This window comes from Nostoc cf. commune SO-36, assembly GCF_023734775.1.
In the GTDB taxonomy this organism is placed as follows: Bacteria; Cyanobacteriota; Cyanobacteriia; order Cyanobacteriales; family Nostocaceae; genus Nostoc; species Nostoc commune_A.
Genome location: NZ_AP025732.1, coordinates 5,713,012 through 5,736,284 on the forward strand (window position 1 = coordinate 5,713,012; position 23,273 = coordinate 5,736,284).

Consider the following 23,273-nt stretch of genomic DNA (forward strand, 5'->3'; position numbering starts at 1 on the left):
AATTGTGGTTGATAAGTCAAATGTTTTTCGTATTAAGGTAAGACTGCTACATATAGATGGATTTGAAGTGCCTTGCTTATTAGTGACTATCGAAAATCAATATGAGTCTTTGAAAAGTTTAGCAATCACTGAAGTTAAAAAATTTGACTTGACACCGCGAGAAGCTGAAATTTGGTTTCTCTATAGAAACAACTACAGCTACAAAGAAATTGCCACTAAGCTTTACATCACAATAAATACAGTGAAAAAGCACATGAAAAATATTCACACTAAACGACAAGCATATCTTGTAGCTTAAATAGTATTACTGCCATCAGCATCTATTTAATTAATCCTTCTCCTTACCGAGAATCAGGAGTCTGTTGCAGACGTAATAAAGTATTGTAAACCTGCCGTTTTAACATATTGTTGTTTTGTAGCTCTATAGTAATTTTGTTAAATTGATCAATGCTTAAACCATTATCTTCGACAATCTTTTGAGAGCGAGTACAGTAATTTACCGCGATATCTTGAGCCTTCCGGGGAAGACCATTTATGCTGTCAGAATCGTTACAAACAATCTTAGGAATTTCTCCGTTGCCAATAAGTTTTTTAATTTCTTCAAAGGCATTTTGACGGGCTGGTTCCATTGCTAACACAGCTTGAGCGTAGCTGTTGATTTCAGTATTGTTAACTATTGGTGCTGGAGTTTGAGCATCAGCTTTTGAACTCAATAAAAAAGAATTAGAAATCAGACTAGCAGAAGCGATCGCGCCGAAAAAGAATGATTGCCAAAGAATTCGCTTTCGGCTGGAACGGAAAAATAAATCGGAAATTTTCTTCATATAGTATGTGACACAAAACTACATCAGGGATATTATAGGGACTTTGAATTATTTTCGGAGTTGGAAGTTCCAGCAACTGCTCAATACATCAAGCTTTTATATTTAATTGTCAATTTCCTCGGCAAACTTGACAAAGTTCAATTACTTTAGTCTGGAGTGTTGACATTTCTGATGATCCTTGCTTCAGACTCACTTCTAACTCCAGTAGTAGGGGTAAGCAAGAGATTAACTGTTGTACAGAAAGTAGCCTGATTTCTTGCTGTAAGAAGTAGATCCGTTTGGGATTACCGATATCAGCAGCCTGAGCGATCGCTTGTTGATTGCGCTCCCCACTTTCCATCATAATCTTCACCCACAGCCACGTCCGAAATTGTCCAATCAACGTGGCAACTATCCGTAATCCTGGTTCGGAAGCATTGCTCAAATCTGCCAATGTTGTCAAAGCTTTAGGTGTATCTCCTGTTCTGATTGCTGCTGCTAATTGTAAGCTATTTTGAGTAGTATTTCTTACTAACTTGGTAACGGTATCTGTGTCTAAAGGCTTATTACTACCTTGGGCATATAGCCGCAATTTCTCTAACTCATTGTAGAGAAGCCGTGTATCATTGCCTACAGAATCTGCCAACAACTGGGCAGTATTGGCAGTCAGTTTCACGCCGACAGTCTGGGCTGCTTGATTAACAGATTGCACCAGTAATTCTGTTTTCCAAGGGGGAATGAGGGGGAATTCTCGAAATTCAGTGGCAAACTGTTTTAACAATTTCGTGGATTTGAGGCGTTCATCTGGCTTGTTACGGCTAGTGAGCAATAAAAATGAATTTTCGGCAATGACAGGTAGCGATCGCCCCAATTCTGCCAACACATTGTCTGGACAGTGCTGGCAAAGAGTAGTATTTATCAGCCATACCAAGCGCCCACCAGCGCCAAAAGTAGGTGTCATGACCTGATTTAACCCCTGAATGGCAGCATCAGCCTGATCTGGGGAGAATGCAGTGTAATTAAAACTTATCCATTGGGGATCGAGGACGCGATCGCGCAGCATAGCGATCGCTTTTTCTATAGCAAAATCATCTTCACCCCAGTAAACATAAATTGGCATAGATAAACCTCTTAGTAGATGGGGATTGGGCATGGGGCATTATCAATAATTAATAGTTCTTCTTCCCCAGTCCCCCTCCCAAAAATTAAATACTTTTGAAATCATTCTGTTAATCGGGGTAATTTTCCCTAAAATCTATCAAGTGAGAGCATGAGGCCATGAAGATTGGACGATAACTATCAAACTTACTTAAATCGGTTAGCGCGACTGACGCTGCCAGAAACTTACAGATCCCAAGTCCAGCATATTCAGGAATCTTCTAAATTTCAGCCAAATTCCGGGTTGAGAGAAGCAGCATCCTTTCCTGGATATACGTTAATTACCCCGCCTGCGGCAGAAGAAGAATCAGAAAACTCTGCTTTCTATAACAAATTACAGACTTACCAACAGGAACTTTTGCAGTTACCTGTAAACCGTAATTTGATTGTACCTGTACCTTCTGCTAGCTTCCATTTGACTTTAGCAGATTTAATTTGGGACAGTGCTTATCTTCATGCCTGCGAAAAAAATCCCAAATTTGACGAGGAGTTACACTCTTGTTTAGCCGAAATATTTCAGCAATATCAACAATTGATGACAAACAGGAGTCATCCGATTAAATGGCAAATACTGGGGCTGATACTCATGCCAAGAGCTATAGCTGTTTGTTTAGTACCCCAAAATGAAAGCTGTTACGAGGAAATTATTAAATTTCGCCGAACAATTTATCAAAATCCCAAGTTAATTGCCTTGGGTATTGAACAGCATTATCATTTCACAGCCCATGTTACATTAGCTTATTTTGGGGAGGTTTCATCTGACTTAGACCGCACAGGCTTCAGTACAATGCTTTCTCAATTGAATGAACAATGGCTATTAAATTTGCCAGAATTTTTAATCAACCGCGTCGAATTGCGAAAGTTTGACAACATGACACGCTATTATCGTGAACCAGACTGGCCAATTTTAGATTTTTGACCTGCTTTGCCTATCATCTAAGCAACATTAAATTTGGGTTTAGTGAACTACCTACAGTGACGCAAAGTGTCACTGTAGGCTTCCTGTACAACCAAAAGCTGGGAGAGGATTTATGATTCCCCTGCCATAAGGGTTTCAATCCCCTGAATTTATTTATCGAACAGAATTCAGGAGTTAGGAGTCAGAATTCAGAATGAATTCTGTACGAGTGGCGGATAGCGCAGCGTATACCCTTCGGGATGCTTCGCTTAGAGCGAGTCCGCGATAGCGTAGCGTTAGCGAGTATTTTCGAGTCGCGTCTGAATAAACGGGTTTAAAACCCCCACCAAATTGAAAATTTGGTGGTCTTAAAGACGCTCGATAGCACAGCGTTAGCGACGCAGGAGCGTCTGACTCGCTTTCCGCGCCGCTATCAGTGGTGAGTCTGAATCCCCCACTGATTTATTCTGACTCCTGAATTCTGACTTCTGAATTCTTCTTCAATAAAGTAAAAGCACCCACATTACCACGATGGTATATGAGCGCTCATAAATAAAAACATTATTGAGGATAATCTATCTGCTATGACAGACCGAAGTAACTATAAGAATAGCAGCCACTGGGTAAATAAACTGCAAGGGTAGTTACAAATGTTTTGTTAAAAATATTACTTACCGTAAATGTGATGCTTGACTTAGCCAAAATCCAATCGATAGCGAAATCCTATTCTCCTCAAGAACTCTTTGCTGCCTTGGTTTGGCAGCATCGGTTCAATGAGTTTGATGGCGAAGAAGTAATTACTGACCTTTCCAGCCACAGAAATTATGGGCAAGCTTTCTGTTCACCAAACCAATCTTTGCACCAGATGAAAACGGTTTAAGCTTTGGTGGCATGGTCGATACCCTGCTTGCAATGGCGAACTATCGCCCTATGCCTGAAACCAGTATCATCCATTTTATTGCTTATCCTGCCGATACGTTGTATATCCTGACAGAGAACCAAGACATAAAAGTGTCTGAGCTTTTAGACTTGGGTAAAAAGTGGCGAGCTGATTCAGTAGAGGTAAGTGATGGCACGAATGAAGACTACGGTTTGCGGCTTAAGCGCCGACTGAGAACTAGATTGGAAGGGGGGCTACAGGGTGAAGATGTTCAACAGGATTGTGATGCGGTTATTGTTACCTATTGGTGGGATTAAATTCTTGAAGGTTATTTCCACCGTTTTCCTGCTGATATTACCTGCACTCTAAATGGAGCCTGTGATCGCAGGCTCTTGGTCTTTTTTGAACAAATTATTCTTTGTTAGCTATTGAGCCAAAATCTTCAACTCAATACCTAATATTCCTTATCACAAAATCAGAGTTATTTAATTATCATTTTGTTAATATAGCAATCTGATTCTATATTTGAACAGAGAAAATTTGGAAGGCTTATGAATCAGGTATCCTACCGAACGTACTGTTCACAAACCATTTAGTCTTTACTATAGTAATTATATAAACTCTCAATATAATTTATTGTTAATTCTTTCCAGAAATAGTATTTACTATAATTTAATACTTGCGATATAAGCTGATGTTCTGGTAAGTTAATTCAGAAAAAATCCTGATCCCAAAAATTTAAAGTTAACAAGACTCTCTTGCTAGATTTACTTTAAATTTACTTATCAATGCATTTTAAAATCGCAATTAATTTTTCCTCTATTTTATTGGTGTTGGGAGTTATGATGGCAAAATATCTACTAGCTTCTGCTAGTGGGATGGGATTTTTATGTTTAATTGCTGGGTTATTACCTGTGCAAGCCCTTCCTAGTTTAGAAATTGCAGATAAAAACATAGCTGTTAATCAAGATGATGGCAGCTATAAAAAAAATGATTCTCATCAAAGCAATTTAACAAATAATATATCCAGTAAATTGTTGATAGCCAATGAGAGTCAAAAAAACTTATCCTCAGTTAGTCAACAGCCGAAAAATCAAGATTTAGAAGTAGATTCTACTGTTAACTTTTGGCAGCCAATCATACCACAATCTGCAAGTTCATCTCCAACCTCATACAAACTTGCACAAGTAACATCTGTATCCCAGTTGTCTGATGTACAGCCAACTGATTGGGCTTTTCAAGCACTCCAATCTTTAGTCGAGCGCTATGGTTGTATCGCAGGTTATCCCAATCAAACCTATCGCGGTAATCGGGCGATGACTCGCTATGAATTTGCTGCTGGCTTAAATGCTTGTTTAGACCGAATCAACGAATTGATTGCGACTGCAACTGGTGATTTGGTCAAGAAAGAAGATTTAGCCACGTTGCAGAATCTACAAGAACAATTTGCGGCGGAATTGGCAACATTGCGAGGTCGAGTAGATGCTGTAGAAGCTCGCACAGCAGAGCTAGAAGCAAATCAGTTTTCTACAACTACCAAACTTAATGGAGAGGTAATTATTGCTGGTATTGGTGCTAGCGGTGGCGCTCCTAATAACAGCGACTCGAACATCATCCTAGTCAATAGAGTGCGGTTAAATCTCACCACTAGCTTTACTGGTAAAGATTTATTAATTACTGGATTGCAAGCTTATAACTTTTTGGGTGGAGCCACTGGAGAGGGTAGCTTACAACAAAGTTTAGGATTAGCTTCGCCGATTTTAAGTGCAAGTAGCGCTCGTACCAGTTTTGAACCACAATTTCCGGGGTTAAATGTCAATACTTTGTCGAGTGTTGGCGCAAACAGTGTTCAGCTTTACAAATTGTTGTATATCTTTCCTGTCGCTAGTAAATTAACCTTGTTTGCGGGAACTGCGGCGGAAACATCAGATGCTTTCCCAGCAATTACGCCTTTTTATGGTGAAGGACAAGAGTCAATTTCTCGTTTTGCCGGCTTGAATCCTGTGGTACGGATTTCTGGTGGTACTTCGGGTACTGGTTTAGCATCGGCGGCGGGATTTATTTTCAACATTTCGCCAAATTTGGATTTAAGAGCTTTATACGGCAATCCAAATGCCAATTTAACCCAAAAATCTCCCGATGAAGCGCTACCAGGAGTTTCTACTACACCTTTGGGAGCAGGTTTATTTAGTGGTAGCAGTGTTATTGCCACACAGTTAACCTTCAAGCCAAGTCCCGCTCTGGATATTGGTTTAAACTATGCCCACAGTTATCACGAAATCAATATTTTGGGTACGGGATTAATTAGTGGTGATATCGGTGCTTTAGCAGGGGTTGCAGCTGGGACACCTGTTACACTCAACTCTGTTGGCGGTACGGTAACATGGCGACTGTCTCCCAAGATAGCCTTATCTGGCTACGGTGCAGCACTATTTGTTGATGCTGCTTCAAATAGCGTGAATGCTTCCACAACCTTTACAAGTTGGATGGCGGGAGTTCACTTCAGAGATTTATTCAAGTCAGGGAACACTGCCGGGATTATTTTTGGTCAGCCGCTTTTCCGTAGTGATACAGGTGGTTCTGCTCAACTTACTCCCACAGGCGAGAATCGGGCGACTCCTTACCATTTAGAAGCCTATTACCGCCTTCAAGTTACCGATAATATCAGCATTACCCCTGGTGCATTTGTTCTCTTTAACCCAGAAGGTAACAGCAACAATGAAACTACAACAGTAGGTGTACTTCGGACTACTTTTACCTTTTAAGAGATTGACAGTAGGGAGTCAAAATCCCCCAATAAATTGGGGGATTTTGAGATTGGTTAACAAAGTTCACAGTAATAACAATATTGCCCTGTCTCACTAGTATCGTGACAAAAAAATCTTTACTCGATGCTGAACCCCACTAAGGTTTGTAGAATCTAAACCCACTAACCGACATATAGATGGAAAGTGTCCTTTAGGTGCGTCTAAGCTGAAAGTATATTCTTCATATTTAACCCATTCATGATTGACAAGACTTGGTAGCCATCCAACTTTATAAGCAAAGCGCTTACAATCTTTCTTGGCTTGCCAAATACGTTGTTGGACGCTAAAACCAAATCTGCCTTCACTATATTGAACCCAGAGCTTATTAATAATATAAAGGTCATGACGAGGAAATCTTTTAATTTCGCCATCATCTAACCAGCCTTCTTCTTCACGCTCACATATTTTGAGCATAGTAGAGTAAGTTTCTCTATCAGCTTCCTGCCATTTTTGCTCTGCTAGTAATTCCTGTAATTTTCTATAATCAATACCAGATGTATGAGATACAAGAGTTAATTCTGCTGTCAATTGAGACAGATGTAACTACACATTTGATAAAGATTTAATAATTGATGTTTGTGAATCTGACTCCACAACTTGAGATGGTAATTGAGATATTTGCTCTTTTATTTGAACCAATTCTTCAAAAATTTTATAATTTAATTTTTGTTCATCAGTCATAATTTCTTTCAAAGCTTGTAGTTCAGCTTGAGCAGCTAGTGAGGCTTTTTGAGTCTCAGCTAAAGTAATCTGAGCTTGTATTGCCGTTTCTTCAGTATTTGCCAATCGCTTTTGCATAGTCCGAAGCTCAGATTTTAATTCCTTTATTTCCGTTTGAAAGCTTGCAATAGTTGATTCAATATTATGCAAATTATTATTTGCTTTCATATCCTGCAACTCTTCACGGGTACGTCTGAGTTCTTCAATTGCTTTTTCGTAATATCCTAATGGCGTTTTCCAGTTATCATTACCTGCTTTGAACATAAAATAAATTTGCTTATTTTATTGCTTATCTATTAATAATATTTGTGAAGACTTGTCCTCTGATATAAGATTGTTTTTGAAATCATAATTATTCATTATGTTACGCCAAAAATTACAAAGTAAACCATATTTTATCCAGTCTTTAATAGCTCGATTTTTCAATTCTGGAGAATTTCTGACTAAAGCAGCCATCATAGCGGCATTTTGTTGTAATTGTCCATAAATTTTCAATACCTCGTCAATAGAAGTATTTTCATCTAACTTACTCAGTTCATAGCATTCGCTTAACTCATAAAGCTCAACATCAGAAAATAGACCACCAGGCTTCCATGCGATTTTGAGCCTTTGTCTACATTTATCAAGAGGACTGGGTAAACCGTGAACTAAATATTTTTTTAACTCATTCCGAATTAGTTCAAATTTTCCATCTATCAGTTCCGATATTTTATCAACTATTTGATTGGCATCTTGAAATAACTTATTTTCCAAATATTCGATTCTTTCCAAACTCTGCTCAATGCTGTTTTGAGACAAGCTAATCGCCTGCATTACAGCTAGTGACATTTGATTAATTCTGTTTTCTATATAAAAATTACTTTTACTAACAGTCTCCGTGAGGAATCTCTCACGAATGTTATTTATTTCCTCAAGTTGATGTTTAATTTTTTCATCTGCGGTATTCAACAGATATTCAATATCAACTTTAGCTTTGCTTTCTAATTCCTCAATTCTTTCTATTGCGTGATTAATGCTTTCTTGAGCTATATAATCAAGCTTGTCAGCTAAAGGGTAAAGTTTGTCATCAAATAAGTTAGCTATTTCCTTACTACTCTCTCTCACAAGCTTCTTAGCTGCACCCTCAAATTGTTTAATAAGACCTCCAAATAGCCATCCCATCATTTATCCACATCCTTTCACAACATAATTAGCAAGCAGATATCCTCACAAAAATAACACTCTTTTTCAGGAGTGTCGAGGATAAAATCATGGCTAATAAACAAGTATAAATTCGGTGGACTATTATCACACAATACTATTATTTAGTGTTTGACAAAAATATAGTTGCTTTGTCTAAAATCTGTTGTGCGAAACTGGTGCGATGCCTACCTTGTTATACAAAACTACACTAAAAATAAATTATGTAGGTGTAGCTCATCGTAGACATCGCCCCACAGATAACCTAATTATTTCTTTTGCCTGATTGACCAGTTTGATTTGAAATTTGGTGCTTTTGTATAACCTGCTCAATTTGGGAAGTCACCGCATCTATTCTATATTTAACCTTATCAAAATCAATATTCACCCAAATATAGGCTTTGTCAGGTCTTTGCTGCTTATGATTCATATATTGCTTTACTTGTCAAGATATTTTGTTATATCTATACAATATAGCCATCTCAATTTCTAAACTCCAATCTCTAGACGTATAAGTAGATATGCTTAATATTTACTTAGGGTTTTACACGGTTATTCGTAGGGCAACAGCTAGCTGTGCTACCCCACTAAAAAAGACGCGATATTCCGCGCCTCTGGCAGCTAAAATCCAAATTTTAAGTGTTAGCTTAAACCTTTGTTTGTAGATATTGCACCAGCTGCGGTGCTTGCATCACTCCCTCTATCCTATCCACAGGTTGACCCTGCTTAAACAGTACCAAGGTTGGTAGAGAGGCAATTTTATACTGAGTAGCCAAATCTGTGTATTTTTCTGTGTCGATTTTGACAATTCGCAGGCGATCCTTAAGTTGGACATTGACTTGCTCTAAAATTGGCACCATCATTTGGCATGGGCCCACACCAGTCAGCGTAAAAATCTACTAATACAGGTACATCAGAAGCAGATAGCATCTCTTCAAAGCTATTAAATTGCTTTTAGTTGCCATGTGACACACACCGATTTTCAATTGTTTGTTTCAATAGTAATTCTTAGAAAATAAAAGCGGTATAGATTCACGGGTTTTTGTTGGGAAAATATTAGATTAGTTAATATAAACTGATTTCTAGTCCAAAATCTTAAATAATTATAATATTGGGATTGTGATATTTCGCTAAATACGACGTATAACTTTATCTATTAGCTATTTAATTTGCAACATGACGGTAAGATTGTCATCCCGCAAGAGTTAGATTTTATTCAGACAATATTCAGATGTTCCCGAAATCACCATAAGATAATTAGCGCGGTATTTCTAAGATTGAGGAACATTGAATGACACTATTACAAGATAAAGTTGCAATTGTTACAGGTGCATCACGAGGAATTGGGCGTGCGATCGCAATTGAATTAGCCTCACAAGGAGCGATCGCAGTTGTCAATTATGCCAGTTCGAGTGCTGCTGCTGAGGCGGTTGTTACAGAAATTACAAGTGCGGGAGGTCAGGCGATCGCTATCCAAGCAGACGTTTCTAAAGGCGATCAAGTAGACGCATTAGTTAACACCGTCATGGAAAAGTTCAGCCGTGTGGATATCTTAGTTAACAACGCGGGTATTACTCGTGATACACTGCTTTTGCGTTTGAAGCCAGAAGATTGGCAAGCTGTGATAGACCTTAATCTAACTGGTGTTTTCTTATGTACACGCGCCGTAAGTAAAATTATGCTCAAGCAGCGATCGGGGCGGATTATCAACATTACCTCCGTTGCTGGGCAAATGGGCAACCCAGGGCAATCAAACTACAGCGCCGCCAAAGCAGGTGTAATCGGCTTCACCAAAAGCGTTGCCAAAGAACTAGCTACTCGTGGGATCACCGTTAACGCCGTCGCCCCTGGATTCATCTCCACCGACATGACCAGCGACCTCAACAACCCCGAAGATATTCTCAAGTACATCCCACTCGGTCGCTTCGGTCAACCCGAAGAAGTCGCTGGTATGGTGCGTTTCCTCGCCGCCGATCCCGCCGCCAACTACATCACCGGACAAGTTTTTAATGTCGATGGTGGTATGGTCATGGCGTAAATAGTGCTGAGTTAGGAGTTAATGATTTTTGTCAATTATTAGTCAATACAGTTCAGTTAAGCATCTCTTTCTTCTCTCTGCGTTCTCTGCGCCTTCTCTACGAGACGCTACGCGTTGGCGAAAGCCTCTCGTAGAGAAGGCGGTAGCCTGCGGCAAGCCGAAGCGTCTACGTAAAAAAAACGACTTTGGTAACAGAGTTTTAGCCTTAACTGAACCGTATTGCTTTATAGTTGAATAAATTTTTTTGTAAGCTTTACCCCAGTTTTATAGGTTTTGTGTACTAGCTCTCGTAGACATCGCTTCCATACGAAAATAAATCATAGTAGGGCTAGCATTGCAATGCCCACCCTACAAACAATTAAGGCTGTTGACGTATCCTTTGCCAGACAGTAAAGCCCAAAAGAATAATAATGCTACTGGCGGTAGCCAGCATCACAGCCAAACTCATACCTTGTATTCTCATCGCCAGCAAGTTGAAAACTAAGGTAATTGACCAAAGGGTAAACGCAGCATGGCGCTGGGAGAGTCCCCAAGCAAGTAAGCGGTGGTGCAAGTGGTCTTTGCCAGGAGTACTCAGAGGATTATTTCCTGCTAATAGCCGTCGCACAAATACTTGAGTGGTATCTAACACTGGTAACAGTAGAAATAAAACCGTAGGAATTAGCGCATAAATTGTGTTTTGTTGCAGTTTGCCTAAAATACTAGTTGCTGCCAGCACATAGCCAAAAAAGTATGCTCCGGCATCACCCATAATAATTCGTGAAGGATGAAAGTTATGGCGTAAAAAGCCTAGTGCAGCACCTCCCAAGGCTGCGAGTACCAAAATTGCTGCTGCACGATTGTTAAATTGGGCTGCAACAGCTAACAAACTCATGGCAGTAATAAAACTAATTCCTCCTGCCAAGCCATCCATGCCATCCATCAAGTTGATAGCATTAGTAATCCCTACTACCCATAGTACTGTTAGCAATATGGACAGGAACGAGTCGATGGGCGTGCCAAACAGAACTTTGACGCTGATGCCATTAGCTACCAGCAACAGTGCTGTGACAATTTGTGCCCACAATCGAACAGAGGGCGGTAAGCCAAACTGATCATCGATAAAGCCCACAAGGACTAATATCGAACCCCCTAACAGAATAGTGAGTACCTGAGCCAATACAGTTTGGAGTTCGATAGGTCGTAATAGGCTAGCTAATACCAGCGCGGCAATTACACCCGCGTAGATAGCTAACCCCCCTGCGTTGGGTAAAGGTTCTCGGTTGAGTCGCCGTGCGTTGGGTTGATCAGCCCAACCTACCCGCAAGGCGAATTTGCGTACTGTCGGAATTAAACGCCAAGTTACCAGCCAAGCCAAGAGGAACGTAAATACTACTGCCAACCAGCCGGTGCCGCTAGGTTCGGCAATACCAAGGAACTTAAGGGAGTTGTCTAGATTCATCTCCCAATTCAAGCATTACTGCCTGTATCTAATATGAGCATCACCTGTATATTAATCAATTTTTTTATTTCCATTTGTAACTTGAGCCGCTTGGGAGATTAGCACTCTGGCGCTGTGAGTGCTAAATTGTCTAATGGAAGCGCTGGAGAAATAAAACATGGCGAAAATTATTGCATTTGACGAGGAATCGCGGCGAGCTCTAGAAAGGGGTGTTAACGCCCTTGCCGATGCCGTAAAAATCACCTTGGGGCCTAAAGGTCGCAATGTCCTTTTAGAAAAAAAGTTTGGCGCACCTCAAATTGTCAACGATGGTATCACTGTTGCCAAGGAAATTGAATTAGAAGATCCTTTGGAAAATACTGGTGCAAGACTCATCCAGGAAGTAGCCTCAAAAACTAAAGATGTCGCTGGGGATGGTACAACCACCGCCACAGTTTTAGCACAAGCCTTGATTCGAGAAGGTTTGAAGAACGTGGCGGCGGGTAGTAACCCTGTTAGCTTGAGACGCGGGATCGACAAAACTATTGAGGCACTGGTACTAGAAATTGCCAAAATAGCCAAGCCAGTAGAAGGAAGTGCGATCGCTCAAGTTGCCACTGTCTCTGCTGGTAACGATGAAGAAGTTGGCCAAATGTTAGCCCAAGCAATGGAAAAAGTCACCAAAGATGGTGTAATTACCGTTGAAGAATCTAAATCTCTAACCACCGAACTAGAAGTAGTTGAGGGGATGCAGATTGACAGAGGTTACATTTCACCCTACTTTGTCACCAACAACGAGCGGCAAATCGTGGAATTTGAAAACGCCCGGATTTTGGTTACTGACAAAAAAATCAGCAGCATCCAAGATTTAGTACCAATTTTGGAAAAAGTCGCCCGTTCTGGTCAGCCCTTGCTGATCATCGCTGAAGATGTCGAAGGTGATGCTTTGGCAACTTTGGTGGTAAACAAAGCGCGGGGTGTACTAGCCGTGGCTGCAATTAAAGCACCTGGGTTTGGCGATCGCCGCAAAGCTTTGTTAGAAGATATTGCTATTCTCACCGATGGACAGTTGATTTCGGAAGAAATCGGCTTAAGTTTGGATACCGCTGCTCTAGAAGCGCTGGGAACTGCCCGCAAAATCACCATTGACAAAGAAAGCACCACAATTGTCGCTGGTAGTGTCACCAAGCCAGAGGTACAAAAGCGGATTGGTCAAATTCGCAGACAGTTGGAAGAAACCGATTCTGAGTACGATCAAGAAAAACTGCAAGAACGCATCGCCAAGCTTGCTGGCGGTGTGGCAGTGATTAAAGTGGGTGCGGCAACCGAAACCGAACTCAAAGACCGTAAGCTGCGGATTGAAGACGCGCTGAACGCTACTAAAGCTGCTGTGGAAGAAGGTATTGTTCCTGGTGGTGGGACAACTCTAATTCACTTAGCTAAGAAGGTAGAAGAGATTAAAAAGACCCTACAAAATGACGAAGAAAGAATTGGGGCTGATATTGTCGGACGAGCGCTAGAAGCCCCCTTGCGCCAAATAGCAGACAATGCTGGTGCTGAAGGTTCTGTAATCGTCTCGAAAGTTCGTGATAGCGACTTTAACATTGGTTACAACGCCGCTACTGGCGAATTTGAAGACTTGATTGCTGCTGGTATTATTGACCCTGCCAAAGTCGTGCGTTCAGCTTTGCAAAACGCTGGTTCCATTGCTGGTTTGGTCTTAACCACCGAAGCGATCGTTGTTGAAAAGCCGGAGAAGAAATCTGCTGCTGCTGCCCCTGATATGGGCGGTATGGGTGGCATGGGCGGCATGGGTGGCATGGGTGGCATGGGCGGTATGGGCGGCATGGGCATGTTCTAACTTCTGCTCACCCAGATAAATATTTTTTCAGCAGTTTGTCTTACCAAGGCAAACTGTTTTTTTATACTTACCATTGCTGATTCAGAAGCAATATGTTATCTGTATTGCTGTTAACTCATTGAACGTAAATAAACTTACAGCAGTTTTCATCTATTTAAACCACACATATCGTAGGGGCACAGCATTGCTGTGCCCTTACAACTGAATATTAACAAAATGTTGATGACCAAATTAGCAACCTAAATAATTGATTAATCTAGAAATTGCCGTCTTTATATTAATTTTTGTAAAATTATGTGTAATCGGTTATTAGTCATTAGCCAATTATTTTTACTAATGACTAATGACTAATAACTATTAGGTAATATTGCATGGCACGAAAACTGAGTCGCCTTCCCAAAATAATCAGCAAGCTATATGAAGATGAGTTCTATCACCAACCAGGGGCTATACCTGGAACCATTTTTATTGATGCAGATGCTCCACCACCGGTAATTTTTTTGATTGACTATAACCAAACCAATTTGATCCGCAAACAAATAGCGACTCCAGAAGAATGTATCCCTTATCTGGACAGGGAATCGATTTCTTGGGTAGATGTACAAGGTTTAGGCAGTCAAGATATATTACAACGATTAGGTCAGGTTTTTGAATTACATCCTCTAGTTTTAGAAGATATAGTCAATGTGCCAGAGCGTCCCAAAACAGAGGATTATGAAGACCAATTGCTATTCATTGCCCGCATGGTAGTACCAAAGGAAAGAACATGTGGTTTTCACAGCGAGCAAGTGAGTTTGATATTAGGGAAAAATTATTTGCTGACAGTACAAGAGGAACCAGAACATGATTGCTTTGAAGCGGTGCGATCGCGAATTGAAAAAAACAAAGGGATCATCCGTAAACAGGGAGCAGATTATTTAGCTTATGCTCTGTTAGATGCAATTATTGATGGATTTTTCCCAGTACTAGAGCTTTATGGGGAGCGAATCGAAGAGTTAGAAGAGGAGGTAATAGTTAAACCTACTCCACAAACACTACAAAATATTTATCAAATTAGGCGAGAATTACTGCAACTACGTCGTGCTATCTGGCCCCAGCGAGATGCAATTAATGCCTTAATTCGAGATGCTCCCGATTTGATTAGTGAAGAAGTGCGAATCTACTTGCGAGATTGTTATGACCACACAGTGCAAGTAATGGATATGGTAGAAACTTATCGAGAACTAGCATCTGGGTTAATGGATGTGTATCTTTCGGCGGTGAGTAATAAAATGAATGAAATCATGAAGGTACTAACAATAGTTTCAACAATTTTTATTCCACTAACTTTTATTGCCGGAATATATGGTATGAATTTCAATACTGAAAAATCGCCATATAATATGCCTGAACTGAATTGGTATTGGGGTTATCCACTTTGTTGGGCAGTAATGTTAGCGATCGCACTTGGTTTGCTATTCTTTTTTTGGCGACGAGGCTGGCTGCAAAATTCTGTAACCATCAAGCGTAATTAAAAATTTTAGATTAACGATAAGTAAAATCTACATTCATTAGCACCGGGAGTTAATATTTTAAGTTATGAGGAGTAGCGACCAGAATTTAGTAGTTTTAACGATTTATATTATCGGTGTTTCCTACATTTTTAACCGCATGGTTGAATCCATCGATGATCAAATTAAGTTTGAGTTTAAAAAAGGAATCGTTGATGAGCAACTCAAAGAAAACAATCTCGACGATAAAATTGGGATTTCTTTTAAACTCAAATCCTCATACCCAATTGACGATTTGAAAGATTTAGGAATTAGCATTGAAAATAAATCGGATAATGTTGCCGTATACGTTGACTGGGACAATAGCTCTTTAGTCGTTGAACATAGCAAACAATCGCGCCGCGTAATTCGGAAATCACCAGACTTAACCCGCGACTTAGCAGTACCCCAAAGTCCTAGCTTAATTGCCCCTAAGAAAACACTTTCGGAAACGGTGACAGCAGAAGATGTATTCGAGCGCGATCAAGTAGCTGGAACCTATTCAGCTAAAAAACCATTAATTGATATCAATGGGCTACAAAAAGGTCAAAAAAAGTTATACAACGACTTTATTAACAGAAGAAAAGAGTTGGACTTTTCCTTGCAACTGGTACTAAGGATATCTGAAGTGCGTTTAGGTCTAGCTCCAGGTCGTGATTTTCCTCCCATTAGTATTATCAATTGTCCTTTCACAGTCAGGAAACTACCTTGGACTTACGCTCTACCTTGGAATAAAAAAAAGTAATGCCATGTCAACATACTACGTCAACCAAAGATTACACTGGATCTAAGGAGAGAGTAGGCGCAGGTGGTTGCAGATCAGTCATAGTTACTGGTTTGAGGAAAGTCCGGACTCCCGAAAGACCAAACTTGCTGGATAACGTCCAGTGCGAGCGATCGTGAGGATAGTGCCACAGAAAGATACCGCCAGATCAATTAAAAATTAAAAATTAAAAATGTAAAATGAACAATTTTTAATTTTTAATTTTACATTTTTAATTGTTCTGGTAAGGGTGCAAAGGTGCGGTAAGAGCGCACCAGCAGTATCGAGAGGTGCTGGCTCGGTAAACCCCGGTTGGGAGCAAGGCGATAGGAACTACGGTTGGTCTTTTACCAGTTCCGCTCAATGAGAGCCGCTTGAGGCGTTTGGTAACAAACGTCCCAGATAGATAACTGCCCTCGCAAGAGAACAGAACCCGGCTTATGTCCTGCTCTCTCCCCCCTTTATTTAGTGCTGAGTTAGGAGTCAGAAGTAAGTATTTTTCCCCTGCCTCCCCTGCCCCATGCCCTCAATGCCCCTTGCCCCCTGCCCCCTGCCCTCAATGCCCCTTGCTTATCCACGCCGTCAGCGGCAACTCGAAAGTTTAGTCCAAAAATTAGGTTTGCCTCTAGAAGCACCTATAAAGTGGGAACTGCTGGATTTAGCCCTAACTCATCCCACTGTCTCTGATTCGGCAAATTATGAACAACTTGAGTTTGTTGGCGATGCAGTGGTGCGGCTGGTGTCGGCTGTTGTGTTATGGGAAAATTATCCTGATTGTCCAGTAGGGGATTTTGCGGCAATTCGTTCGGTGTTGGTGAGCGATCGCATCCTCGCCCAATTGGCCAGAGTTTATGGTTTGGAGTTATACTTACTAGTCGCTGGTAGTGCTACCGCCGATAAAGTTGGTCAGGAGTCACGACTAGCAGATTCCTTTGAAGCAGTTTTGGGTGCGCTTTACTTAAGTACTCAAAATCTGGAATTGATCCGCTCTTGGCTAGATCCCCACTTCCACCAACTAGCAACAGAAATTCGCCTCGATCCTGCCAGACTTAATTACAAAGCTGCTCTCCAAGAATGGACTCAGGCACAATTCAAAGTTTTACCAGAGTATCGGGTTGTGGAAGTCAGTCAACCGCATCGCAATCAAGAACGTTTTATGGCTGAAGTGTGGCTGCACGGAAACAAGCTAGGAGTTGGTAAAGGACGCTCGATCAAAACTGCTGAACAAGCCGCAGCTAAGGTAGCTTTTTTAGCAATTCCTAAACCGGAAATACCCTAAACCAAAAATAGTGTTGATAAACTGATAACTCATGTGGTTGTCAGTGGTCATTTGTCCCTAGTCCCTTGCATACTAATGACAAATGACAAATGACAAATGACAAATGACAAACCAAATTAAAATTGCTGTCATCGGAGTTGGGCGTTGGGGAGTGCATCTGCTGAGAAATTTCTTAGCACATCCTTTGGTAAATGTAGTTGCTGTAGTAGACCCGCATCCAGAGCGATTAGTGGCGATAAAGCAGCAGTTTAACTTAGATGATCGTGTACTATTAACAACGCAATGGGAAGAGTTAAAGAAAGTGCCAGGGTTGACGGGAGTGGCGATCGCAACTCCAGCTACCACCCACTATGCTTTAGTTAAAGACTCTCTCCAAAAGGGATATCATGTTTTAGCTGAAAAACCCCTAACTCTCAACCCAGCAGAATGTCGGGAACTTTGCCAGTTGGCAAAGCAGCATCATTTAATACTTATGGTTGACCATACTTATTTATTTCACCCAGCAGTTGAGCGAGGAAAAACTGTAGTACAGGCGGGTAAATTAGGTTATTTACGCTATGGTTACGCTACCCGCACCCATTTAGGGCCTGTTCGGCAAGATGTTGATGCGCTGTGGGACTTAGCCATTCACGATATTGCTATCTTTAACGCTTGGCTGGGTCAAATTCCTCTGAAAGTACAAGCGACGGGTACAGTGTGGCTACAAGGGGAGGGGAGTGAAAAAATGGCCTACTCCCCATCTCAAGGACTAGCTGATTTAGTATGGCTGACACTAACATACCCAAATGGCTTTCAAGCTTATATTCACCTCTGCTGGCTGAATCCTGATAAACAGAGACGACTGGGGATTGTCGGAAGCCTTGGCAGTTTGATTTTTGATGAAATGTCACTATTATCACCTCTCACCCTGCTACATGGGGAGTTTGAACAGCAGGGCAATCAATTTATTCCTGTTAATCAAAGGCAGGTGGTGCTGGAATTAGAATCAGGGGAACCATTGGCGCGAGTTTGCGATCGCTTTATTGTCTCTATTCTTAACGATACTCCCCCAGAGGTTTCATCGGGCTGGGTAGGCACTGAGTTAGTAGAAATTCTTACGGCTCTAACATCATCCCTTGAGCAAGGTGGCAAACCTGTTTTTTTAAACGATAGTTTCAGTGACTCTTGAATTATGGAATTCTGGCTAAATTAGGGACTTCCAAAAAAAACTAATTATCCCAAATTGTTTGTACCTTTCTTGGTAGCACAGATGTACATCTCTACGATGAGATGTTTTTCTAATATAAGTCTCTTACCTCTTGACAGTCCCATTCGCACAAACTCCCCCTTTTGGAAGACTTACCAAGATAGTTTGCAAGGGCGAAAGACGGATCTCACAAGTCTCCTTCCCAAGTAAAACCAGGGACTTCGGCAACATCTCTTTGTCTACCTCTGCTTTCACAGATTTGTTGTTCCCCAAAGAAGGACTTACACCAGACTCTTGTCGGCTAGGGTAATTGCTTGCTTTTACGCCCTCATTCCCAGAGGAAAACTCAAGATCCCCTACGTTTTCTTCTTTCTTGGGAACAGCTAACAGCGAGATATCAATCAAAGGTAAAGTAATTTTCAGTGTTGTACCTTGATAAAGCCCTGCACTCTCAAGAGTAATGCTGCCTCCCATGAGTTCGATTAAGTTTCGTGAAATTGCTAATCCCAATCCAGTACCTTCAAACTGGCGCGTGGTTGTGCCATTCACCATTACAAAGGGGCGAAATAGCTTGTGCTGTTGAGTTGGATCAATCCCTATACCTGTATCTTTAACAGCGACTACCACCTGAGATTGACCACCACTAGATTGAATCTCTGTACTAATGGTAATACTTCCTGTATCGGTGAACTTAGTGGCGTTGCCGATAACATTAATCAGCACCTGCTTCAGTTTTGCCCCGTCTGCTTTAATTGGTATCGGTTGGGGATCTAGCTCACATTTCAACTGTAAGCCTTTTTGTTGAACATTAACTGATTGTAAATTAATCACCTCTAACAATGTTTGTCGGAGGTCAATAGGTGTGGAAACAACTGAAAGCTTACCTGCTTCGATTTTAGAAATGTCGAGTAAATCATTAATAATACCTAGCAAGTGAATCGTTGTTTCATCGGCACGCTTGAGAAAGTCCATTTCTTCTTCCCGGTCATCACATAAGCCATCTTCAACCAGGCGAATACAGTTAATAATAATATTTAATGGGTTTCTTAATTCATGGGAAGTCGTAGCCAGAAACTGGCTTTTAATCTGGTTAGCGGTTTTTGCTTCTTTCCAAGCTATTTCTAGTTCTTCTGACCCAGCTTTGAGCCGTTCTACCATTTGGTCTAAGGCTTGGGCTAGTTGATTGAATTCCCGGATTTGAAAATTGTGCGGAACTGGTTGTGCAGCGTGGTGAGAGTGAATATTGAGGGCATAATCTCGCAGTTCTTCTACAGGGCGTGCCAAGTAAGGAGCTAAATATAGAGATGCTAACAAACTTGCACCAATCAACCCAACTGTCAAAACGATGAGAATTAGTTTGATTTCCTCTAAACCAAAAAGCGCATTTTCGACACTAGTAATAGCTAAAACTATCCATTTTTCCTGTTGCTGTTGGCTGAGTGGATTTGTAATAGCTGTATAGCCAGCTACTAATTCTTTGCCATCTGTAAAAGACAAATTTATGGAATCGTTTCGTCCGGCGATGGCATTTTTAATTATGCTTTTGAACTGAGAAGCATAAGGGTGCTGACTGATATTAGTTCCCACCCACTCTGTGAATGGGTGCGCCAAAATTGTGCCATCTTCAGCAATCACTACCATAGCGCCTGTGAGCGATCCCGGCGCATTTCTGGTTTGTTGGTACAATGCAGACTGAATACTTAAGCTGTAAACTGAATTTTTTCGGTTATCGGAGACTGGTGCAGATAACACTACTTGCAGTTGATTTTGTGTGTTTCTTTTGCCAGTTCTTCCTGTCTTTGACGGAAAGATTGTTTTGACATCAATTCCTTCATTAGGTAAAGGTGATGTCACTTCTTTGATAGGTTGATCCCCGCAGCTACTGGCAATTATTTTCTGGTTGAGGAGGTTTGTTAATTGGATGCACTCAATACTTGCTGGAAGTTGTTGCCTAAACTGCGTGAGAATTTCTTGTTCTTGTATGGGCGAACCTGAAGGAATCACAGTCGTTTTACTTACACTCAGCAAATTAGCTTTTAAGATAGCGATCGCATCTCCAATTCTTTCCCCTTTACTGATGGCGCTTTCTGTTAAATTTTGACGTGCAGTTCCTAATATACTAGAACGTGCCTTATTTAAGGCAACAATCTCGCCTATAAGTAAAACTGGGACAAACAGAAGCAATATTCTCGTTACTAAAATTCGACGAAAGGAAGATTGGCGGGAATTAGTCATCAAGTGTCTCACTTTGCACCTGCAAACCACTACAGCGAAGATATGCAATTAGACGAGCTAAATGAGACATTTTATTAATTTATGAGAGTTTTATTTTCAATGTTTAAAAATAACAAATTGCTATAATTTAAAAAGAAACGTAGTATACCAAAACCCTTGTTTAGTAGATGTAAAAGCGACTTGTGTAGCACACAAATACAGTAGTGGAATAGCGAAAGAGTAACTTCCAAGCATAGATTTTTTGGAGAATCTACATACTAGTAAAGAAAATAATAAAACTATCAAATCAATTTAATGTTGCAACATCGTCCTACTACTACAGTTGTTTTAGCAATGAGTGCAGATGGCAAGATAGCAGATTTTAGGCGATCGCCTGCCCGGTTTGGTTCGAAGGTTGATAAAGCCCATTTAGAAAAACAAATTGCTGCCGCTGATGCCGTTTTATTTGGTGCTGGTACTTTAAGTGCCTACGGAACAACGCTTACCGTTACAGATCCAACTCTAGTGCAACATCGGGTGCAAGAGGGGAAGCCAGAGCAGCCAGTTCATATAGTGACTACAAGCTCTGCAAACCTTAATCCGGAAATTCGCTTTTTTAAGCAACCAGTTAGACGCTGGCTACTAACGACAACAGCAGGAGCGCTTTCATGGAAAGAACGCTTACAGACGCTTGCCTCAACTCTGGGAACCGAAGAACAGAAGTGCCCTCCAGAATTTGAGCAGATTCTGGTTTTTGAAACACCAACGCGAGAAATTGACATTCTCGCAGCTTTGAAGCATCTGGCCACTCTACATATAACACGCTTAGTCATCTTGGGTGGAGGTGAATTAGTAGCTTCTTTACTGGCATTAGATTTAATTGATGAATTATGGCTGACTGTCTGTCCGCTGATTTTAGGTGGTAATACTGCACCCACACCCGTCGAAGGGAAAGGATTTTTACCCGATTTAGCTCCCAAGTTGCAACTTATAGAAGTTCAGACAGTTGAGCAAGAAGTGTTTTTGCACTATCGCCTGCAACGACCAGTAGATTAGATTACGCTAAGTAAAGTTATTTATTGGGCATGGGAAAGAGGCAGAGGGGCAGGAAGCAGGGAGCAGAAGAGAAAGAGCTAATTTTTTATTCTCCCCTTTCCCTGCTTCCCCCTGCTCCTCTTCCCCCCACTCTCCACTCCCCACTCCCTACTCCCCAAAAAAACCCAGACAATGGTGGAACAACTTAAGCCTCGCTATTCTGTCGTTTGGACGAACAAAATCGCTGAAGTACCCCAAAATGCCTGGAATGCTTTGGCAATGCCACTCAAAACGCCATTTTTAGAATGGGAGTGGCTAAATAATCTCGAAACCTCCCAGAGTACTACGGCTAAAACTGGTTGGTTGCCAAATCACTTGACATTGTGGCGAGATAGAACGCTGATTGCTGCTGCGCCACTTTATCTTAAAGGACATAGTTCTGGTGAATTTGTTTTCGATCACCAATGGGCAGAGTTAGCCGATCGCATCGGAGTCCAATATTACCCAAAATTGCTGGGAATGACACCATTTACTCCTGCTGAAGGCTATAGATTTTTAATCGCCCCAGGAGAAGATGAGGATGAAATCACAGCGCTAATGGTGCATGAAATTGACACTTTTTGCTCAAAAAATCGAATTTCTGGGTGTCATTTTCTCTACGTCGATCCCCAATGGCGTCCGATGCTGGAACGGCATGGGTTTACAACTTGGCTGCACCACAGCTATGTCTGGGAAAATGCTGGCTTTAAAACTTTTGATGACTATTTAAAGGTGTTTAACGCCAATCAGCGCCGCAATATTAAGCGGGAACGCAAAGCTGTGGAAAAAGCAGGTTTACGATTACAACCTTTGACTGGCGATGAAATTCCTCAATCTGTGTTTCGCTTGATGTATCAGTTTTATGCTGACACCTGTGATAAGTTTGGCTGGTGGGGTAGCAAGTATCTCACACAGCGCTTTTTTGAGCAGCTACAGGCCGATTATCGCCATCGAGTCTTGTTTTTCGCCGCATATAGTGAGCAAGATAATTCTCATCCTTTAGGAATGTCGTTTTGTTTGTTTAAAGGTGACAAACTCTATGGACGCTATTGGGGAAGTTTTCAAGAAATAGATTGTTTACATTTTGATGCTTGCTATTATGCGCCAATTGAGTGGGCGATCGCTAACGGAATCCAAGTTTTTGATCCTGGCGCGGGTGGCCGCCATAAAAAACGCCGTGGTTTCCCCGCTATGCCCAATCACAGTCTGCACCGCTTTTACAATAATCGTTTAGGGCAAATTTTACGTCCCTATATTAAGGAAGTGAATCAACTCGAACAGCAGGAGATTGAGGCAATTAATGCAGATTTACCATTTAGCTAGCTCTACAACAAGCCTGTCGCTTACTTTTTTGCAAAGCCTTACTCTGTTGGGGTAAAACGGCAGAGTTAAAAAGCTGAAAGCTATATGGAAAAAGGTTTTTAGCCTCTAGCTACGTCTTTACACGGATCTTGGCTCAATAGA

Annotated in this window: 21 protein-coding genes, 1 other RNA gene and 1 pseudogene; 14 read left to right on the forward strand and 9 right to left on the reverse strand. The window is 41.2% G+C overall.

What is annotated here, in order from left to right:
• Positions 1 to 4 precede the first annotated feature (4 nt).
• Positions 5 to 298, forward strand: coding sequence for a helix-turn-helix transcriptional regulator (locus tag ANSO36C_RS34530; RefSeq protein WP_323374516.1), 294 nt, complete (start codon positions 5 to 7; stop codon positions 296 to 298).
• Between the two features lie 43 nt (positions 299 to 341).
• Here ANSO36C_RS34530 and ANSO36C_RS26020 read toward each other — a convergent pair whose 3' ends face one another.
• Positions 342 to 824: a DUF4168 domain-containing protein gene (locus ANSO36C_RS26020; protein ID WP_251956974.1), complete on the reverse strand. Its 483-nt coding sequence runs from the start codon at positions 822 to 824 to the stop codon at positions 342 to 344.
• Between the two features lie 109 nt (positions 825 to 933).
• Positions 934 to 1,923, reverse strand: coding sequence for a DNA polymerase III subunit delta (gene holA / locus ANSO36C_RS26025; RefSeq protein WP_251956975.1), 990 nt, complete (start codon positions 1,921 to 1,923; stop codon positions 934 to 936).
• A 165-nt stretch (positions 1,924 to 2,088) separates the two neighbouring features.
• On the opposite strand from holA, the gene ANSO36C_RS26030 reads away from it, so the two are divergent.
• From ANSO36C_RS26030 to ANSO36C_RS26045, 4 genes are all read left to right on the forward strand, one after another.
• Positions 2,089 to 2,880: a DUF1868 domain-containing protein gene (locus ANSO36C_RS26030; RefSeq protein WP_251956977.1), complete on the forward strand. Its 792-nt coding sequence runs from the start codon at positions 2,089 to 2,091 to the stop codon at positions 2,878 to 2,880.
• Between the two features lie 661 nt (positions 2,881 to 3,541).
• Complete coding sequence (locus ANSO36C_RS26035; RefSeq protein ID WP_251956980.1) at positions 3,542 to 3,739, forward strand: hypothetical protein; 198 nt, start codon at positions 3,542 to 3,544, stop codon at positions 3,737 to 3,739.
• Between the two features lie 50 nt (positions 3,740 to 3,789).
• Positions 3,790 to 4,056 (forward strand): hypothetical protein, encoded by a 267-nt coding sequence (locus ANSO36C_RS26040; protein WP_251956981.1) that lies wholly within the window; start codon positions 3,790 to 3,792, stop codon positions 4,054 to 4,056.
• Between the two features lie 528 nt (positions 4,057 to 4,584).
• Positions 4,585 to 6,504: an iron uptake porin gene (locus tag ANSO36C_RS26045; RefSeq protein ID WP_251960442.1), complete on the forward strand. Its 1,920-nt coding sequence runs from the start codon at positions 4,585 to 4,587 to the stop codon at positions 6,502 to 6,504.
• 96 nt (positions 6,505 to 6,600) lie between these two features.
• Here the strand turns inward: ANSO36C_RS26045 and ANSO36C_RS26050 are convergent, their stop codons facing one another.
• From ANSO36C_RS26050 to trxA, 5 genes and pseudogenes are all read right to left on the reverse strand, one after another.
• Positions 6,601 to 7,074, reverse strand: coding sequence for a GUN4 domain-containing protein (locus ANSO36C_RS26050; protein WP_251956983.1), 474 nt, complete (start codon positions 7,072 to 7,074; stop codon positions 6,601 to 6,603).
• Between the two features lie 15 nt (positions 7,075 to 7,089).
• Positions 7,090 to 7,530 (reverse strand): hypothetical protein, encoded by a 441-nt coding sequence (locus ANSO36C_RS26055; RefSeq protein WP_251956985.1) that lies wholly within the window; start codon positions 7,528 to 7,530, stop codon positions 7,090 to 7,092.
• Positions 7,531 to 7,548: 18 nt separating this feature from the next.
• The gene (locus ANSO36C_RS26060; RefSeq protein WP_251956987.1) at positions 7,549 to 8,430 is read right to left on the reverse strand and encodes a hypothetical protein; all 882 of its coding nucleotides are present in this window, start codon (positions 8,428 to 8,430) and stop codon (positions 7,549 to 7,551) included.
• Between the two features lie 280 nt (positions 8,431 to 8,710).
• Positions 8,711 to 8,875: a hypothetical protein gene (locus tag ANSO36C_RS26065; RefSeq protein ID WP_251956989.1), complete on the reverse strand. Its 165-nt coding sequence runs from the start codon at positions 8,873 to 8,875 to the stop codon at positions 8,711 to 8,713.
• Positions 8,876 to 9,092: 217 nt separating this feature from the next.
• Positions 9,093 to 9,375, reverse strand: a pseudogene (gene trxA, locus ANSO36C_RS26070) (thioredoxin).
• Positions 9,376 to 9,736: 361 nt separating this feature from the next.
• On the opposite strand from trxA, the gene fabG reads away from it, so the two are divergent.
• Entirely contained in the window at positions 9,737 to 10,483 is a 747-nt protein-coding gene (fabG, locus tag ANSO36C_RS26075) for a 3-oxoacyl-[acyl-carrier-protein] reductase (protein ID WP_251956991.1), read from the forward strand.
• A 358-nt stretch (positions 10,484 to 10,841) separates the two neighbouring features.
• Here the strand turns inward: fabG and ANSO36C_RS26080 are convergent, their stop codons facing one another.
• Entirely contained in the window at positions 10,842 to 11,924 is a 1,083-nt protein-coding gene (locus tag ANSO36C_RS26080) for an MraY family glycosyltransferase (protein WP_251956992.1), read from the reverse strand.
• A 157-nt stretch (positions 11,925 to 12,081) separates the two neighbouring features.
• Between ANSO36C_RS26080 and groL the strand changes: the two genes are divergently transcribed.
• From groL to ANSO36C_RS26110, 6 genes are all read left to right on the forward strand, one after another.
• A complete protein-coding gene (gene groL, locus ANSO36C_RS26085) occupies positions 12,082 to 13,764 on the forward strand; it encodes a chaperonin GroEL (RefSeq protein ID WP_251956994.1) in 1,683 nt (560 codons plus the stop codon).
• A 371-nt stretch (positions 13,765 to 14,135) separates the two neighbouring features.
• Positions 14,136 to 15,278, forward strand: a complete 1,143-nt coding sequence (corA, locus tag ANSO36C_RS26090; protein WP_251956996.1) for a magnesium/cobalt transporter CorA — start codon at positions 14,136 to 14,138, stop codon at positions 15,276 to 15,278.
• A gap of 64 nt (positions 15,279 to 15,342) precedes the next feature.
• Positions 15,343 to 16,038: a hypothetical protein gene (locus tag ANSO36C_RS26095; RefSeq protein ID WP_251956998.1), complete on the forward strand. Its 696-nt coding sequence runs from the start codon at positions 15,343 to 15,345 to the stop codon at positions 16,036 to 16,038.
• Between the two features lie 50 nt (positions 16,039 to 16,088).
• Positions 16,089 to 16,512: RNase P RNA component class A (gene rnpB / locus ANSO36C_RS26100), an RNA gene on the forward strand.
• A 103-nt stretch (positions 16,513 to 16,615) separates the two neighbouring features.
• Positions 16,616 to 17,335, forward strand: a complete 720-nt coding sequence (rnc, locus tag ANSO36C_RS26105; protein WP_251956999.1) for a ribonuclease III — start codon at positions 16,616 to 16,618, stop codon at positions 17,333 to 17,335.
• A gap of 103 nt (positions 17,336 to 17,438) precedes the next feature.
• A complete protein-coding gene (locus ANSO36C_RS26110) occupies positions 17,439 to 18,503 on the forward strand; it encodes a Gfo/Idh/MocA family protein (RefSeq protein ID WP_251957001.1) in 1,065 nt (354 codons plus the stop codon).
• 123 nt (positions 18,504 to 18,626) lie between these two features.
• Here the strand turns inward: ANSO36C_RS26110 and ANSO36C_RS26115 are convergent, their stop codons facing one another.
• The gene (locus tag ANSO36C_RS26115) at positions 18,627 to 20,756 is read right to left on the reverse strand and encodes an ATP-binding protein (protein ID WP_251957003.1); all 2,130 of its coding nucleotides are present in this window, start codon (positions 20,754 to 20,756) and stop codon (positions 18,627 to 18,629) included.
• Between the two features lie 294 nt (positions 20,757 to 21,050).
• On the opposite strand from ANSO36C_RS26115, the gene ANSO36C_RS26120 reads away from it, so the two are divergent.
• Together ANSO36C_RS26120 and ANSO36C_RS26125 are read left to right on the forward strand one after the other, a co-directional pair.
• Entirely contained in the window at positions 21,051 to 21,791 is a 741-nt protein-coding gene (locus ANSO36C_RS26120; protein WP_251957005.1) for a RibD family protein, read from the forward strand.
• A 171-nt stretch (positions 21,792 to 21,962) separates the two neighbouring features.
• The gene (locus ANSO36C_RS26125; protein WP_251957007.1) at positions 21,963 to 23,132 is read left to right on the forward strand and encodes a GNAT family N-acetyltransferase; all 1,170 of its coding nucleotides are present in this window, start codon (positions 21,963 to 21,965) and stop codon (positions 23,130 to 23,132) included.
• Positions 23,133 to 23,273: the final 141 nt, after the last annotated feature.